17 protein-coding genes are annotated in these 15,514 nt (G+C 68.4%); 14 read left to right on the forward strand and 3 right to left on the reverse strand.

Features of this window, described 5'->3' with window-relative positions:
- Positions 1 to 60 precede the first annotated feature (60 nt).
- The gene (locus ASF45_RS30420; protein WP_056672535.1) at positions 61 to 3,030 is read right to left on the reverse strand and encodes an Rne/Rng family ribonuclease; all 2,970 of its coding nucleotides are present in this window, start codon (positions 3,028 to 3,030) and stop codon (positions 61 to 63) included.
- Positions 3,031 to 3,582: 552 nt separating this feature from the next.
- On the opposite strand from ASF45_RS30420, the gene ASF45_RS30425 reads away from it, so the two are divergent.
- Genes ASF45_RS30425 through ASF45_RS30440 form a run of 4 tightly spaced genes read left to right on the forward strand, consistent with a single transcriptional unit; the run spans position 3,583 to position 6,628 of the window.
- Positions 3,583 to 4,599 carry an RluA family pseudouridine synthase gene (locus ASF45_RS30425; protein WP_056672537.1) on the forward strand — a complete coding sequence of 339 codons (1,017 nt, stop codon included), beginning with the start codon at positions 3,583 to 3,585 and terminating at the stop codon, positions 4,597 to 4,599.
- Between the two features lie 10 nt (positions 4,600 to 4,609).
- The gene (locus tag ASF45_RS30430) at positions 4,610 to 5,269 is read left to right on the forward strand and encodes an HAD family hydrolase (protein WP_056672538.1); all 660 of its coding nucleotides are present in this window, start codon (positions 4,610 to 4,612) and stop codon (positions 5,267 to 5,269) included.
- Between the two features lie 20 nt (positions 5,270 to 5,289).
- Positions 5,290 to 5,652: a Rieske 2Fe-2S domain-containing protein gene (locus ASF45_RS30435; RefSeq protein ID WP_056672540.1), complete on the forward strand. Its 363-nt coding sequence runs from the start codon at positions 5,290 to 5,292 to the stop codon at positions 5,650 to 5,652.
- 13 nt (positions 5,653 to 5,665) lie between these two features.
- Positions 5,666 to 6,628: a S49 family peptidase gene (locus ASF45_RS30440; RefSeq protein ID WP_082551367.1), complete on the forward strand. Its 963-nt coding sequence runs from the start codon at positions 5,666 to 5,668 to the stop codon at positions 6,626 to 6,628.
- Between the two features lie 6 nt (positions 6,629 to 6,634).
- On the opposite strand, the gene ASF45_RS30445 is transcribed toward ASF45_RS30440, so the two are convergent.
- Both ASF45_RS30445 and ASF45_RS30450 read right to left on the reverse strand, forming a co-directional pair.
- Positions 6,635 to 7,387, reverse strand: coding sequence for an SAM-dependent methyltransferase (locus ASF45_RS30445; protein WP_056672543.1), 753 nt, complete (start codon positions 7,385 to 7,387; stop codon positions 6,635 to 6,637).
- Entirely contained in the window at positions 7,384 to 7,962 is a 579-nt protein-coding gene (locus ASF45_RS30450) for a Maf family nucleotide pyrophosphatase (RefSeq protein WP_056672545.1), read from the reverse strand. Before ASF45_RS30450 ends, ASF45_RS30445 begins: the two co-directional genes overlap by 4 nt.
- A 26-nt stretch (positions 7,963 to 7,988) precedes the next feature.
- On the opposite strand from ASF45_RS30450, the gene ASF45_RS30455 reads away from it, so the two are divergent.
- From ASF45_RS30455 to rpoE, 10 genes are all read left to right on the forward strand, one after another.
- Positions 7,989 to 8,546 carry a DUF177 domain-containing protein gene (locus ASF45_RS30455; protein WP_056672547.1) on the forward strand — a complete coding sequence of 186 codons (558 nt, stop codon included), beginning with the start codon at positions 7,989 to 7,991 and terminating at the stop codon, positions 8,544 to 8,546.
- Between the two features lie 159 nt (positions 8,547 to 8,705).
- Positions 8,706 to 8,888, forward strand: coding sequence for a 50S ribosomal protein L32 (rpmF, locus tag ASF45_RS30460; protein WP_005794249.1), 183 nt, complete (start codon positions 8,706 to 8,708; stop codon positions 8,886 to 8,888).
- 112 nt (positions 8,889 to 9,000) lie between these two features.
- Complete coding sequence (plsX, locus tag ASF45_RS30465) at positions 9,001 to 10,050, forward strand: phosphate acyltransferase PlsX (protein WP_056672549.1); 1,050 nt, start codon at positions 9,001 to 9,003, stop codon at positions 10,048 to 10,050.
- Positions 10,051 to 10,059: 9 nt separating this feature from the next.
- On the forward strand, positions 10,060 to 11,037 hold the full coding sequence (locus ASF45_RS30470) for a beta-ketoacyl-ACP synthase III (RefSeq protein ID WP_056672551.1): 978 nt from the start codon (positions 10,060 to 10,062) through the stop codon (positions 11,035 to 11,037).
- A 54-nt stretch (positions 11,038 to 11,091) separates the two neighbouring features.
- Positions 11,092 to 12,054, forward strand: coding sequence for an ACP S-malonyltransferase (fabD, locus tag ASF45_RS30475; RefSeq protein ID WP_056672553.1), 963 nt, complete (start codon positions 11,092 to 11,094; stop codon positions 12,052 to 12,054).
- The gene (gene fabG, locus ASF45_RS30480; RefSeq protein WP_056672554.1) at positions 12,051 to 12,797 is read left to right on the forward strand and encodes a 3-oxoacyl-ACP reductase FabG; all 747 of its coding nucleotides are present in this window, start codon (positions 12,051 to 12,053) and stop codon (positions 12,795 to 12,797) included. Before fabD ends, fabG begins: the two co-directional genes overlap by 4 nt.
- 101 nt (positions 12,798 to 12,898) lie before the next feature.
- Positions 12,899 to 13,138 carry an acyl carrier protein gene (gene acpP, locus ASF45_RS30485; protein ID WP_056672556.1) on the forward strand — a complete coding sequence of 80 codons (240 nt, stop codon included), beginning with the start codon at positions 12,899 to 12,901 and terminating at the stop codon, positions 13,136 to 13,138.
- Positions 13,139 to 13,159: 21 nt separating this feature from the next.
- On the forward strand, positions 13,160 to 14,404 hold the full coding sequence (gene fabF, locus ASF45_RS30490) for a beta-ketoacyl-ACP synthase II (RefSeq protein WP_056672558.1): 1,245 nt from the start codon (positions 13,160 to 13,162) through the stop codon (positions 14,402 to 14,404).
- A 103-nt stretch (positions 14,405 to 14,507) separates the two neighbouring features.
- Positions 14,508 to 14,888 (forward strand): hypothetical protein, encoded by a 381-nt coding sequence (locus ASF45_RS30495; RefSeq protein ID WP_056672560.1) that lies wholly within the window; start codon positions 14,508 to 14,510, stop codon positions 14,886 to 14,888.
- A complete protein-coding gene (rpoE, locus tag ASF45_RS30500; RefSeq protein ID WP_056672562.1) occupies positions 14,885 to 15,508 on the forward strand; it encodes an RNA polymerase sigma factor RpoE in 624 nt (207 codons plus the stop codon). Before ASF45_RS30495 ends, rpoE begins: the two co-directional genes overlap by 4 nt.
- Positions 15,509 to 15,514 lie beyond the last annotated feature (6 nt).

Consider the following 15,514-nt stretch of genomic DNA (forward strand, 5'->3'; position numbering starts at 1 on the left):
AACGCCGGGCAAAAAAAGACCGCCTCGAGAGGCGGTCTTTTCGTTGGGGCGCTACCGGCTTCAGAACGGCAGCTGCATGCTGCCCAGGTCGCGGCGGGTCTCGACCAGGATCAGCGGCTCGTCGGAGATCTGGACCACGGGCGGGCGCTCACGCGGCACATGCACGGGTTTGGGCTCGGCGGCGATGGCGGCTTGCACGGCAGCGCTCTTGGCGGTGTCGGTGGAGATCCACTGCAGGCCGGAGCCAAGCGCGATCTGCTCCAGTTCGCCGACCGGCAGCGTGAAGGCCGGCACCTGGGGCAGGACGGCCGCGGCGGGTGCCGCGGCGACGGGAGCCGGTGCGGGCAAGGGTGCCGGTGCCGGTGCCGGTGCGGCCACCACGGGTGGAGCCACCGCCGCTTGCACAGGTTCCGATGCGGCCGCGGCTTGCGGCGCGACGGGCGTGGCGGGTGCCGCGTCGGCGGCCTCGCCATCGGCTTGGTCGGCCGGGCGCGGACCGCGCTCGCCACCACGCTCGCGGCGGTCGCGGCCGTAGCGGTCGCGCGACCGCTTCTCGCGGCGCGGCGCTTCTTCTGCATCGGCACGCGGGGCGGCTTCATCGGCGTCAGCGGACGGGGCTTCGGCGGTGCCTTCGGCCTGTGGTGCGGCTTCCGGCGCCTGCGGTGCCGAGAAGTAGGACGCGCGATCGGCGCGCTCCGCACGGGCTGGGGCATCGTTTACCGCCTCTTCGCCGGTGTTGCCGGTGACTTCGGCATCGCCGCCCATGCGTTCCTCGCGCTCGCCACGGCCCCGGCCGCGGCCCCGGCCGCCTTCGCGTGGCTCGCGCGGCTCACGGGGTTCACGCGGCTCGCGTGCTTCGCCGCGCTCGCTGCGCTCGGCATTGCGCGGCGGGCGCTGGCGCTCGGCCGGGGCTTGGTCTGCGCCTGCTTCGCCGTTCAGCGGCAGCGCAGCCTGCCCTTCGTTGCGGGCGTCGGCATCGGCGCGCTGGCGTCCGCCCTGGCGTTCACCGCGGCCACGGCCGCGGGCCTCGGCGCCTTCGCCGCGGACCTCGTCGGCGCGCGGTGCGCGGGGTTCACGTGGCTCGCGGGCCTCGCGCGGTTCACGGCCTTCGCGGCCTTCGCGCGGCTCGCGCCCTTCGCGGCCTTCGCGGCCTTCGCCGTTGCGGCCACGGTTGCCACGGCCGCCACGGCCCTGGCCTTCGCCGCGTGGACCACGGCCTTCCGCCTTGGGCGCAGCCGCGGGTGCGGGCGCAGCCACGGGCGCGGGCGCCACGGGCGCCGGCGCGGGGGCCGGACGGGCGCCGAACAGGCTCTTGATGAAGCCGAGGAAGCCCTTTTCCTCGTGCACGGGCGGCACGTAGGCGGCGGGTGCCGGCGCAGGTGCCGGGGCGGGTGCCTCGACGGGCTTGGCCACGGGTTGCGGGGCCGGTGCGTCGGGCAGCACGCCTTTGATCAACGGGGTCTGCTTGTTGGTGGGTTCCTGCGAGCGGCGCGTGACGCCGGTGCGGTCCTCGACCTCTTCGGCGAGCTTGTAGCTGGCCTGCATCTGGTCCAGGCGCGGATCGTCGTGCTTGAGCCGCTCCATGCGGTAGTTCGGCGTTTCCAGCGTCTTGTTGGGCACCATCAGCACGCTGATGCGCTGGCGCAGTTCGATCTTGGCGATCTCGGCACGCTTCTCGTTGAGCAGGAACGAGGCGACCTCGACCGGCACCTGGCACAGCACCGAGGCCGTGTTGTCCTTCTGCGACTCCTCCTGGATGATGCGCAGGATCTGCAGCGCCGAGCTCTCGGTGTCACGGATGTGGCCGGAGCCGCCGCAGCGCGGGCAGGGAATGGAGGCGCCTTCGGACAGGGCCGGGCGCAGGCGCTGGCGGCTCATCTCCATGAGGCCGAACTTGCTGATCGTGCCGAACTGCACGCGGGCGCGGTCCTGGCGCAGCGAATCGCGCAGGCGGTTCTCGACGTCGCGGCGGTTCTTGGACTCCTCCATGTCGATGAAGTCGATCACGATCAGGCCGCCCAGGTCGCGCAGGCGCATCTGGCGCGCCACTTCTTCGGCGGCCTCCAGGTTGGTGCGGGTCGCGGTTTCCTCGATGTCGCCGCCGCGGATGGAGCGGGCCGAGTTCACGTCGACGGAGACCAGCGCCTCGGTGTGGTCGATCACGATGGCACCGCCGGAGGGCAGGGTCACGGTGCGCGCGTAGGCCGATTCGATCTGGTGCTCGATCTGGAAGCGGCTGAACAGCGGGGCGTCGTCACGGTAGCGCTTCACGCGCGGTGCGTGCTCGGGCATCACGTGCGCCATGAACTGCTGGGCCTGCTCGTACACGTCGTCGGTGTCGATCAGGATGTCGCCGATGTCGTGGTTGAAGTAGTCGCGCAGTGCGCGCACCACCAGGTTGGATTCCTGGTAGATCAGTTCGGGCTTGCGCAGGCTCTTGGCGGCTTCGTCGATGGCCTTCCAGAGCTTGAGCAGGTAGTTCAGGTCCCACTGCAGTTCGGGGGCGCTGCGGCCGATGCCGGCGGTGCGCGCGATGATGCTCGAGCCCTTGGGGTACTCGAGCTGGTCCATGGCTTCCTTGAGCTCGGCCCGGTCGTCGCCCTCGATGCGGCGCGAGACGCCGCCGCCGCGCGGGTTGTTGGGCATCAGCACCACGTAGCGGCCGGCCAGCGAGATGAAGGTGGTCAGGGCCGCGCCCTTGTTGCCGCGCTCTTCCTTCTCGACCTGCACGACCAGTTCCTGGCCTTCGCGGATCACATCGTTGATGCGCGCCTGGCTGACCGAGACGCCTTCTGCGAAGTACTGGCGGGAGATTTCCTTGAACGGCAGGAAGCCGTGGCGGTCTTCGCCGTAGTCGACGAAGCAGGCTTCGAGCGAAGGCTCGACCCGTGTGACCACGGCCTTGTAGATGTTGCCCTTGCGCTGCTCGCGCCCTTCGATCTCGATTTCGTAATCGAGCAGTTTTTGCCCGTCAACGATGGCCAGGCGGCGCTCTTCGGCCTGCGTGGCATTGATCAGCATCCGTTTCATGGGTAGCGTCCTCTGGGCTCCAGCGGAGCCCGGTGTGTCGTCAAAACGTCGTGGTCCCGTGGGAACCTGTTTGATGCCTGAACGAACGCGCTTGAAACGAAGGGAATTGCCGGAGAGCCGTCATTCACGAGCCATCGGGCTCGCGCAATGGGGCATGGGCGCGTGGATGGAGCAAGGGTTGTGCAGGGCCTGTCCGGGCCGCGTGTGCGGCGGTCGGCCAGGCGTGCCGGGGTGGTGCGTGGCTTGCGCGCAAACCCGGCCAGGCGGGCGCGCGCCCGGGCTGGCAGGTTCGGGAAGGGGGCCTCCACACCATGTTCTTGCTTTGATCCGCCAGCCTGGCTGCGCTGCCATGGGCAGCCCGGCCAGGCCGGTTTGGGGTATTCCGTATCAGGGTTTCAATTGCGTCAGCCCGCCTCACAAGCCACCGGCTGCCACCTGAGGCCGCGCGGGCCGGGGGTCTGCTGCCGACGCCTGCAAGTGGCATCGCCTCCCAGTGTCTTCGGGGTCGTGCTCTAAACTCGTGGTTTATCAAGCACTTAGGCCGAGACGCTGGTGAAAAATATTATAGGTGCAGCGCAGGGGCCGTCAGCGCCGGCTGCACAGTTCGTTGAAATCGGCCCCGATGCCGAGGGCCAGCGCCTGGACAACTACCTGCTGCGCGTGCTCAAGGGCGTGCCCAAGACCCATGTCTACCGCATCATCCGCAGCGGCGAGGTGCGCGTGAACAAGGGCCGCGCCGAGGCCGCCACGCGGCTGGCACTGGGCGACAGCGTGCGCTTGCCTCCTTTGCGCCTGTCCGAGCGCGCCGAGGAAAAGGCCGATGCCATGGCACGCAGCACGCCGGCCCGCAGCTTTCCGGTGCTGTACGAGGACGAGGCCTTCCTGGCCATAGACAAGCCGGCCGGCGTGGCCGTGCACGGCGGCAGCGGTGTGGATTTCGGCGTGATCGAGCAGCTGCGCATGGCCCGGCCCGGCGCACCCATGCTGGAACTCGTGCACCGGCTGGACCGCGAGACTTCGGGCGTGCTGCTGGTGGCCAAGAAGCGCAGCGCGCTCCGGCAGCTGCAAGACCAGTTCCGCGAGCGAGAAACCGGCAAGACCTACCTCGCGCTGGCGCTGGGCCAGTGGCCGGCCAGGCGCAAGGTGCTGGACAAGCCGCTGGTGCGCTACCTGTTGCCTGGCAAGCCCGGCACCGAGGGCGAGCGCCGTGTGCGCATCGCGGCCGCTGACGATCCGCAGGGCATGCGGTCCATCACGCTGGTGCGGGTGGCCGAGACCTTTGCCGACTACAGCCTGCTGGAAGTGACCATCAAGACCGGCCGCACGCACCAGATCCGCGTGCACCTGGCCAGCGAGGGCCATGCAATCGCGGGCGACGACAAGTACGGCGATTTCGCACTGAACAAGGCGCTGGTCCGCCAGGGGCTGTCGCGCATGTTCCTGCACGCCTGGCGGCTGCGGCTCACGCACCCAGCCAGTGGCGAGACGGTGCAGCTGGAGGCGGCATTGCCGCCGGAGCTGACCGGTTTCCTGGCTGCCTGCCGGCCTGTTGTCACGGTCCAGGGGTGACAATCGCCGCATGCAAGCCAGACGCTTTGACCTGATCGCCTTCGACTGGGACGGCACGCTGTTCGACTCGACGGCCATCATCACGCGCTGCATCCAGGAGGCAGTGCGCGATGTCGGCGGCACCGTGCCCACGGACACCGCAGCTTCCTTCGTGATCGGCATGGCGCTGCCGCAGGCGCTTGCCCATGCCGCACCGGACGTTCCGCGCGAGCGCTACCCCGAACTGGCAGCGCGCTACCGCGTGCACTACATGCAGCACCAGAACGACATCGTGCTGTTCGACGGCGTGCTGGAGCTGCTGCGCGCGCTCAAGCAGCAGCAGATCCTGTTGACCGTGGCCACCGGCAAGTCGCGCCGCGGCCTGGACGAGGCCCTGCGCGTGGTGGAGTTGCAAGGCCTGTTCGACGGTTCGCGCACGGCCGACGAGACCGCCGGCAAGCCGCATCCGCGCATGTTGCACGAACTCATGCGCGAATTCGACGTGGCGCCCGAGCGCACTCTCATGGTCGGCGACACCACGCACGACCTGCAGATGGCGCTGAACGCCGGCTGCTCCAGCGTGGGCGTGGGCTATGGTGCGCATCCCCACGGCGAATTCGCCGCGCTGCAGCCGCTGTTCGTGGCCCATTCGGTCCGCGAATTGCACGACTGGCTGCTGGTGCCGGCCTGAAGCTTGCAAGCAGCGCCGCCATGGACCGCGTCGCCCTGTGCAATTCCCGTGACCTCGCCGAGGGCGGCGAGGCCGTGCCCTTCGATGTGCTCTACCAGGGCCAGACCTGCCGCGCATTCGCCGTGCGCTGGCGCGGCCAGGCCCACGCCTACCTGAACCGCTGCACGCACGTGGCCATGGAGATGGATTACCAGCCCAACCGCGTCTTCGACGACAGCGGCGAGTGGCTGTTGTGCGCCACCCACGGCGCCGCCTACCGGCCCGATTCCGGGGCCTGCGGCGGCGGCCCATGCCGCGGTGGTCTGGTCAAGATTGCGCTGTCCGAGTCGGACGGCGTCGTGCATTGGCATACTCAGCCCCAATTGCAACCCGTTTTCTTTTAGTAGCCTTAACGCCATGAGTGACCCGCACCCCGCCGGCTCCCCCCCGTCCGATCCGCAATGGGAGCGCAGCCTGCTGGAGCGGCTGGCCTTTGCATCGCTGAAAGAGCAGCGCGCTGCCCGCCGCTGGAAGATCTTCACGCGGCTGGCCTGGCTGGGCTTCTTCATCGCGCTGGCCTGGCTGTTGCTGCTGCGGGCCGCGCCGACGACCGACACTTCGTCCACGCACACCGCCGTGGTCGAGATCAAGGGCGAGATCGCCTCCGGTGCCGATGCCAGCGCCGAATCCATCGTGGCTGCCATGCGCAGCGCCTTCGAGGACCAAGGTGCCCAGGCCGTCGTGCTGCTGTGCAATTCGCCCGGCGGCAGCCCGGTGCAGGCCGGCATGGTCAACGACGAGATCCTGCGGCTCAAGGCCAAGCACAATAAGCCGGTTTACGCCGTCGTGGAGGAGGCCTGTGCCTCGGCCGCCTATTACATCGCCGTGGGCGCCGACAAGATCTTCGTCGACAAGGCCAGCATCGTCGGCAGCATCGGCGTGCTGATGGACGGCTTCGGCTTCACCGGCCTCATGGACAAGCTGGGTGTGGAGCGCCGCTTGCTGACGGCGGGTGCCAACAAGGGCTTCCTCGACCCGTTCAGCCCCATGAGCGAACACCAGCGCACGCTGGCCCAGAACATGCTGGACACCATCCACCAGCAGTTCATCGGCGTGGTCAAGAAGGGCCGCGGCGACCGGCTCAAGGAAACGCCCGAGACCTTCAGCGGCCTGTTCTGGAGCGGCGAGCAGGCGGTGCAGATGGGTCTGGCGGACCAATTGGGCAGCCTGGACTACGTCGCGCGCGACGTGATCAAGGCCGAGGAGATCGTCGATTACACGCGCCGCGAGAACGTGGCCGAGCGGCTGGCCAAGCGCTTCGGTGCGGCCATGGGCGAGGGCGCCCTGCGCGCGCTCCAGTCGGTGCCGGCGCTGCGCTGAGCGCTTTCAGCGCCCGATCGCAAAGACCGCCGGCGCGTTGGGCAGGGGCTCGGCGTGTTGGCGCCAGGCCTTCACGGTCTGGCTCAGGATGCTGGCCTTGTCCAGCGTCAGGCCGGTGGCAATCGCCAGCCGCGTGTTGTGCTGCAGCGTCTGCACGAGTGCGCGGCGCAGGGTCTCCGTGCGGTAAGGTGTTTCGATGCACAGCTGGGTCTGGCCGGTCTTGAGCGCAAGGGCTTCGAGCTGGCGCACGCGCTCGGTGCGGGCCTCGGCATCCTGCGGCAGGTAGCCGACGAAGGCGAAGCTCTGCCCGTTGAGGCCGCTCGCGGCCAGCGCCAACAGCAGCGCGCTGGGTCCGACCAGCGGCACGACCGCCACGCCCAGGGCATGGGCAGCACGCACCACCGAGCTGCCCGGATCGGCCACCGCGGGCATGCCGGCTTCGCTGACGAGGCCGATGTCGTGGCCCTGCAGCGCAGCCGCCAGCAGTGGCGTCGCGTCGAAGCCGGGGCCGTGGTCGCCCTTCTTGTGCACTTCGCGCGGCAACTCCGTCATCGTTTGCTGCTGCAGCGGCATGCTGAGCGGCACGACGCCGTCGACGCGCTTGAGGTAGGCGCGCGTGCTCTTGGCGTTCTCGCAGATCCAGTGCGACAGGCGCGCCGCCACCTGCAGCGTGCCCAGCGGCACCGCGTCCTGTAGCGGGGCTTGCTCGGCGCAGCCGAAGTCCAGCGGTGCTGGCACCAGGTACAGGCGGCCGGTCACAACAGTTTCACGCCGGCGGCCCGCAGCATGCGGCTGGTCTGGATCAGCGGCAGGCCGATCAGGGCGGTCGGGTCGTCGCTCGTGATGGCGTCCAGCAGCACGATGCCCAGGCCTTCGCTCTTGGCGCTGCCGGCGCAGTCGTAGGGCTGCTCGGCCTGCAGGTAGGCCTCGATCTCGGCGTCGTCCAGGTTGCGAAAGCGCACCTGCACGGGCACCAGGGCGGTCTGTGCGAAGCCTTGCGCGGCGTGCACGACCGACAGCGCGGTCTGGAACACCACGGTCTGGCCACGCATGGCGCGCAGTTGGGTGGTGGCGCGCGCATGGTCGCCGGGCTTGCCGAGCGGCTGGCCGTGCAGGTCGGCGACCTGGTCGGAGCCGATCACCACGGCGTCCGGATGTTGGGTGGCGACGGCCTGGGCCTTGGCCAGGGCCAGGCGGCGGGCGAGGTCGGCCGGCGCTTCGCCGGCGAGCGGGGTTTCGTCGACCTCGGGCGCCACCACGTCGAAGGCGATGCGCAAACGTGTCAGCAGTTCGCGGCGGTAACGCGAGGTCGATCCCAGGATGAGGCGTGGCATGGCGCGATTCTCTTACACTGCCCCGCATGACAGTCCCCAAGCAGGCACGTGGCCTGGACATCAAGGCCTTCGCCCAATCGGGTGGCGATCGCCAGCAGGAAGACCGACTCGCCGACCACCCGCGACTTTTGGAAGAGGCCTCGGGCCGTGGCGCCGACCGGCCCGTGCGCTGGCGCGCCGTGGGCCAGATGCGCGATGCGGCGGGCGTGGCGCCGCAGATCTGGCTGCATCTCATGGCCGAAGCCGAGCTGCCGCTGACCTGCCAGCGCTGCCTGGAGCCGGTGGACGAGCCGCTGGCGGTGGACCGCTGGTTCCGCTTCGTGGCCGACGAGGCACAGGCTGCGCGCGAGGACGAGGATGCCGACGAGGATGTGCTGGTGCTGGACCCGGCCTTCGACCTGCAGGCCCTGGTCGAGGACGAGTTGCTGATGGCGCTGCCGCTGGTGCCGCGCCACGAACACTGCCCCGGCGAGGTGCGGATGGAGGTGACCGATCCCGGCTTTGCGCAGGCCCTGGCCGACAAGCCCAACCCTTTCGAGGTGTTGGCCGACTTCAAGCGAAAGCCCGGCGGGGACGCTCGCTAGCCGAAGTGTTCGAAGCCGGGCTATAATGGCCGGCTTCGCGTGCCGCGGGCCTGATGTTGTCGGGCTCGATTTTGGCCAGATCGCTCCAGATATCTCCCTCGGTGAGAGTTTTCGGGTTGCGATCCCCGCAAACCTCTACTTTGACCCAAGGAGCCAAGCATGGCAGTCCAGCAAAACAAGAAATCGCCGTCCAAGCGCGGCATGCACCGTTCGCACAACGCGCTGAACGTGCCCGGCATCGCCGTGGAACCCACCACCGGCGAAACCCACCTGCGCCACCACATCAGCCCGAACGGCTTCTACCGTGGCCGCCAGGTGCTCAAGAACAAGTCCGAAGCCTGATCGTTTCGCCCACAAGGCCCGTGGCTGCCTCGCGTAGCCGACGGGCCTTTGTTTTGGTGACCGTTCACTTTCATCTCGAATTCGTGCGTCCCGTGGACGTACAGTCGCGCCCATGATCACTGTGGCTGTCGACTGTATGGGGGGCGACCATGGCCCCGGCATCACGCTGCCGGCGTGCCAGGCGTTCCTGGCGAAGCATGCCGATGCACAACTGCTGCTGGTCGGCCTGCCCGAAGCCCTGAAGGACTTCTCGCACCCGCGTGCGCGCGCCGTTCCGGCCAGCGAGGTCGTCGGCATGGACGACCCGGTGGAGGTGGCGCTGCGCAAGAAGCGCGACTCGTCCATGCGCGTGGCGATTGCCCAGGTCAAGGACCAGGCGGCTGACGTGGCCGTGTCTGCCGGCAACACCGGCGCGCTGATGGCGATCGCACGCTACCTGCTCAAGACCGTTCCCGGCATCGACCGCCCGGCCATCGCCACCCAATTGCCCAATGCACGCGGTGGCGTTACCACGGTGCTGGACCTGGGGGCCAACGTGGACTGCACGGCCGAACACCTGCTGCAGTTCGGCCTCATGGGTGCTGCGCTGGTGTCGGTGCTCAAGGGGCACGACGAGCCCACGGTCGGCCTGCTCAACATCGGCGAAGAGGCGATCAAGGGCAGCGAGGTCATCAAGCAGGCGGGCGAGCTGTTCCAGGCCGCGCACGCTGCCGGCCATCTGAACTTCCATGGCAATGTGGAAGGCAACGACATCTACAAGGGCACGACCGACATCGTCGTCTGCGACGGTTTCGTCGGCAATGTCGCGCTCAAAAGCAGCGAAGGCGTGGCGTCGATGATCAGCGGCTTTTTGAAGGCCGAGTTCTCGCGCAGCGTTTGGACCAAGGCCGCTGCGCTGGTCGCCTATCCGGTGCTGCAGGCGCTCAAGGGCCGGCTCGATCACCGGCGCTACAACGGCGCGGCGCTGCTGGGGCTGCGTGGCCTGGTGTTCAAGAGCCATGGCTCGGCTGACGCCTTTGCGTTCGAGCAGGCGTTGAACCGCGGCTATGATGCGGCGCGCAACAAGCTGCTGGAGCAGGTGCAGGCACGCATCGCCAAGACCGCGCCGCAGCAGGCTCTCGATTCGGGAATTTCGGCCCCGGTCGAGCTGGCAGCCCACTGACAAGCATCCATGCCCACCTATTCCCGCATCACGGGGACCGGCAGCTACCTGCCGCCGCGCCGCCTGAGCAACGCTGACCTGGCCGCCGAACTGGCCGCCAAGGGTATCGAGACTTCCGACGAATGGATCGTCGAGCGCACCGGCATCCGGGCGCGCCACTTCGCAGCGCCGGACGTGACCTGCAGCGACCTGGCCGTGCCGGCCGCGCAGGCGGCCATCGAAGCCGCGGGCATCGCGCCGCAGCAGATCGACCTCATCATCGTGGCCACGTCCACGCCGGACATGGTGTTCCCCTCGGCTGCCGCGATCCTGCAGCACAAGCTCGGCATCGCCGGTTGCCCGGCTTTTGACGTGCAGGCCGTGTGCAGCGGCTTTGTCTACGCTCTGACCGTGGCCGACGCAATGATCCGCGCCGGCAACGCCACCCGCGCGCTGGTGGTCGGTTCCGAGGTGTTCTCACGCATCCTCGATTTCAACGACCGCACGACCTGCGTGCTGTTCGGCGACGGTGCCGGCGCTGTGGTGCTGGAGGCGTCGGAGACGCCGGGCATCCTGGCCAGCGACCTGCATGCCGATGGCAAGCATGTCGGCATCCTGTGCGTGCCCGGCCACGTGTCCGGCGGCGCGGTGCTGGGCGATCCACTGCTCAAGATGGATGGCCAGGCGGTGTTCAAGCTGGCCGTTGGCGTGCTCGAAGACGCGGCGCGTGCCACGCTGGCCAAGGCCGGCAAGACGCAGGACCAGATCGACTGGCTGATTCCGCACCAGGCCAACATCCGCATCATGCAGAGCACGGCGAAGCGCTTGAAGCTGCCGATGGACAAGGTCGTCGTGACCGTGGACCAGCATGGCAATACCTCGGCGGCCTCGATTCCGCTGGCCCTGGACCATGCCGTGCGCCAGGGCCAGGTCAAGAAGGGCGATCTGCTGATGCTCGAAGGCGTCGGCGGTGGGTTCACCTGGGGCGCCGTCCTGCTGAATTTCTGAGGAAACCGTGCGCGACGGGCGCCTGCCAAGGCTTCCACGCGCCTTCCATGCCACATGACCACACCATTCGCATTCGTTTTTCCGGGCCAGGGCTCGCAAGCCGTCGGCATGCTGGACGGCTGGCAAGGCCACGCCGTCGTGACCCAGACGCTGGCCGAGGCCTCCGAGGCGCTGGGCGAGGATGTCGCCAGGCTGATCCACGAAGGTCCCAAGGAAGCCCTGGCGCTGACCACCAACACCCAGCCCGTGATGCTGGTGGCCGGTGTGGCCGCCTACCGTGCCTGGATGGCCGAGACCGGTCTGGCGCCGGCTGTGGTCGCGGGCCACTCGTTGGGCGAATATTCGGCGCTGGTCGCCTCCGGCGTGCTGACGCTGGCCCAGGCGGCGCCGCTGGTGCGCTTTCGCGCCCAGGCGATGCAGGAGGCCGTGCCCGTGGGAGCCGGCGCGATGGCTGCCATCCTGGGCATGGACAGTGCCCAGGTCGCGGCCGGCTGCGCCGAGGCGCAGGCCGCGCTCGGCCAAGCAGGGGAAGTCGTCGAGGCCGTGAACTTCAACGACCCGGCGCAGACCGTGATCGCCGGCAGCAAGCTGGCGGTCGAGAAGGCTTGCGAGCTGCTCAAGAGCAAGGGCGCCAAGCGCGCGCTGCCGCTGCCCGTGTCCGCGCCGTTCCATTCCAGCCTGATGCGCCCCGCTGCCGAGCGCCTGCGTGAACGCCTGGCCGGTCTCGCGCTGGCTGCGCCGCAGATTCCCGTGCTCAACAACATCGACGTGGCCGTGCAGCAGGAAGCCGACGCGATCCGCGATGCGCTGTACCGCCAGGCCTTCGGTCCGGTGCGCTGGGTCGAGTGCGTCCAGGCCATCAAGGCGCGCGGCATCGGCACGCTGATCGAGTGCGGCCCTGGCAAGGTGCTGGCCGGCCTGGTCAAGCGCATCGACGCCGAACTGGCCTCGGCCGCCATCTACGACCCTGCCACGCTGGCCCAGGCCAGGGCACAGGTCGAAGGAGCGACGGCATGAGCGCACCCGCCATTTCCGAACAGGTCGCGCTGGTCACGGGTGCCTCGCGCGGCATCGGCGCCGCCATTGCCCTGGAGCTCGCGCAACGCGGCTTCAAGGTGGTCGGCACGGCCACGAGCGAAGCCGGCGCTGCCAACATCACGCAGGCGCTGTCCGGCCATGCCGGCAGCAGCGGCCGCGTGCTGGACGTCAACGATGCGAAGGCTGGCGAAGCATTGGTCGAGGCCATCGCCAAGGAGCATGGCGCCTTGCACGTGCTGGTCAACAACGCGGGCATCACGCGCGACATGCTGGCCATGCGCCTCAAGGACGAGGACTGGGATGCGGTGCTGGACACCAACCTCAAGGCTGTCTTCCGCATGAGCCGCGCCGTCATGCGCGCGATGATGAAACAGCGCTACGGCCGCATCGTCAACATCACCTCGGTGGTGGGTGCATCCGGCAACCCGGGCCAGGCCAACTACGCGGCCGCCAAGGCCGGCGTGGCCGGCATGACGCGCGCACTGGCGCGCGAGCTCGGCTCGCGCGGCATCACGGTCAACTGCGTCGCGCCGGGCTTCATCGCCACCGACATGACCGACAAGCTCTCGGACGAGCAGCACAAGGCGCTGCTCGGCCAGATCCCGTTGGGCCAACTGGGCAAGCCATCCGATGTGGCCCATGCCGTGGCCTATCTCGCCTCGCCCGAGGCGGCCTACGTGACGGGGCAGGAACTGCACGTCAACGGCGGCATGTACATGTAGCCGGTGGGTCAGCCGGCGGATTCCCTGCGCAGCGGGGGACAACTGCCGGTGAAGCCGCCTCGCTAAAATCACCGATTCTTTACAAACCCTAAGAGGGAACCATGAGCGATATCGAAGCACGCGTCAAGAAGATCATTGCCGAGCAACTGGGGGTGGAGGAGTCGCAAGTCACGAACGAGAAGTCGTTCGTTGCCGATCTGGGCGCCGACTCGCTCGACACTGTTGAACTGGTCATGGCGCTGGAAGATGAGTTCGGCATCGAGATCCCGGACGAAGACGCCGAGAAGATCACCACGGTGCAGAACGCCATCGATTACGCCAACAGCCACCAGAAGGCCTGAGGCCGAAGGGAACCGCCGCTTATGTCGCGTCGTCGTGTCGTCGTCACAGGTCTGGGCTGCCTGAGCCCGGTTGGAGCAACGGTGGAGTCGTCCTGGCAGGCCTTGCTGGCCGGCCAGTCCGGCATCGATCTGGTCCAGAGCTTCGACGCAAGCAACCTGGCCTGCAAGTTCGCAGGTGAAGTCAAGGGCTTCGACGTCGCCAGCTACATCCCCGACAAGGAAGCGCGCCACATGGACCGCTTCATGCACCTGGGCATTGCTGCGGCATGCCAGGCGGTCGCGGACTCCGGCCTGGCCACGGGCGAAGCCTTGGGCGAGGAAGAGGCCACGCGCATCGGCTGCAACATCGGCTCGGGCATCGGCGGTCTGCCCATGATCGAACAGACCCACGCCGAACTGGTGAACCGCGGCCCGCGCCGGGTGTCGCCGTTCTTCGTGCCGGCCTCGATCATCAACATGATTTCCGGCCACGTCTCGATCAAGTACGGCTTCAAGGGCCCGAACATCGCCGTGGTCACGGCCTGCACCACCGGCCTGCATGCGATCGGCCTGTCGGCCCGCATGATCGAGTCCGGCGATTGCGACGTGATGGTGGCCGGCGGCGCCGAATCCACGGTCTCGCCGCTGGGCATCGCAGGCTTCGCTTCCGCACGTGCCTTGAGCACGCGCAACGACGATCCCAAGGGCGCCTCGCGTCCGTGGGACAAGGGACGCGACGGCTTTGTGCTCGGCGAGGGGGCCGGCGTGGTCGTCCTCGAAGAGTACGAGCGTGCCAAGGCCCGCGGCGCCAAGATCTACGCCGAAGTCGTTGGCTTCGGCATGTCGGGCGACGCGTACCACATCACTGCGCCGAACGTGGACGGCCCGCGCCGCTCCATGCAGATGGCGCTGCGCAACGCGGGCCTGAATCCGGACCAGGTCCAGCACCTGAACGCGCACGGCACCTCCACGCCGCTGGGCGACGCGAACGAGACCAACGCCGTCAAGGCGGTGTTCGGCGAGCACGCGTACAAGCTGGCGGTCAACTCGACCAAGTCCATGACCGGCCACCTGCTGGGCGGCGCGGGTGGCATCGAGAGCGTGTTCACGATTCTGGCGCTGCACCACCAGAAGATTCCGCCGACGATCAACCTGACCGATCCGGACCCGGAGTGCGACCTGGACTACTGCGCCAACACGGCCCGCGATGCCCGCATCGATGTGGCGCTGAAGAACAACTTCGGCTTTGGCGGCACCAACGGTTCGCTGGTGTTCAAGCGCATCTGAGCCATCCGCACCCATCCTGTTCGGCATGCACAGCGCTCCGGCGGTCCGTTATCCGGTGCCGCGGTCCGCGCGCGCCGGCCACGCACTGGCATGGCTATGCCTGATGCCGGCCGCTCCCTACCTGTACTGCTGGGTATCCGGCCTGTCGGCAGCGGCACTGGCTGTCGTCGGTGCCAGCTGGTTGCTGGCAGCGGCCGTCCTCTTTCTCCAATGGCGCGGCATGCATGCCGGGCAGTTGCGCTGGGACGGTCAGGCCTGGTGGTGGCTGCCGGACGCCGCTGCGCAGACGGATGAGCGCGCCGTGACCGTGGCCCTTCACCTGGACCTGCAAGCGGCCGTGCTCGTGCGCATGGTGGGCGCGCCCGGCCGCGTGCATTGGCGCTGGCTGGAGCGTGCCGCTGCGCCTGCCGGCTGGAGCGCCCTGCGCCGTGCCCTGTGCCAGCGCCGCGCTGCGGCACCCACGTCGCCGGAGCCTCAGCGGTGAGCGGGGCGACGCCCCCGGCCGGCGACAGCGACCTTGTGCTGGTCGAGCGCGCGGTTGCCGGCGACCAGCGCGCGTTTGAACTGCTGGTGCTCAAGTACGAGCGCCGCATTCAGCGGCTCATCGCCCGCATGGTGCGCGATGTGGACCTCGTCGAAGACATCGCCCAGGAAACCTTCATCCGCGCCTACCGCGCGCTGCCGAAGTTCCGCGGCGATGCACAGTTTTACACTTGGCTGTACCGCATCGCGGTCAACACGGCCAAGAAGACGCTGATGGATTTCAAGCGCGATCCCACCGTTGCGGAGGCCGCGTTGCGCTCCGGTGACGACGACGATGAAACTTACCGCGGCGAAACCGAACCAATCAGCCATGAGACGCCGGACACCGTGCTGGCGGCCAAGCAAATCTCCTCGGTGGTGAACATGGCCATGGAAGCCTTGCCCGAGGATTTGCGCCAGGCCGTGACGCTGCGCGAGATCGAAGGTCTCAGCTACGAAGAAATTGCCGAAGCCATGGATTGCCCCATTGGAACGGTGCGTTCCCGCATCTTCCGTGCGCGCGAGGCGATTTCGGCCAAGGTCAAGCCCCTGCTGGAAAACCAGTCGGGCAAGCGCTGGTGACAGCGC

Origin of the sequence: Pseudorhodoferax sp. Leaf265 (genome assembly GCF_001422365.1) — a bacterium.
In the GTDB taxonomy this organism is placed as follows: domain Bacteria; phylum Pseudomonadota; class Gammaproteobacteria; order Burkholderiales; family Burkholderiaceae_C; genus Pseudorhodoferax.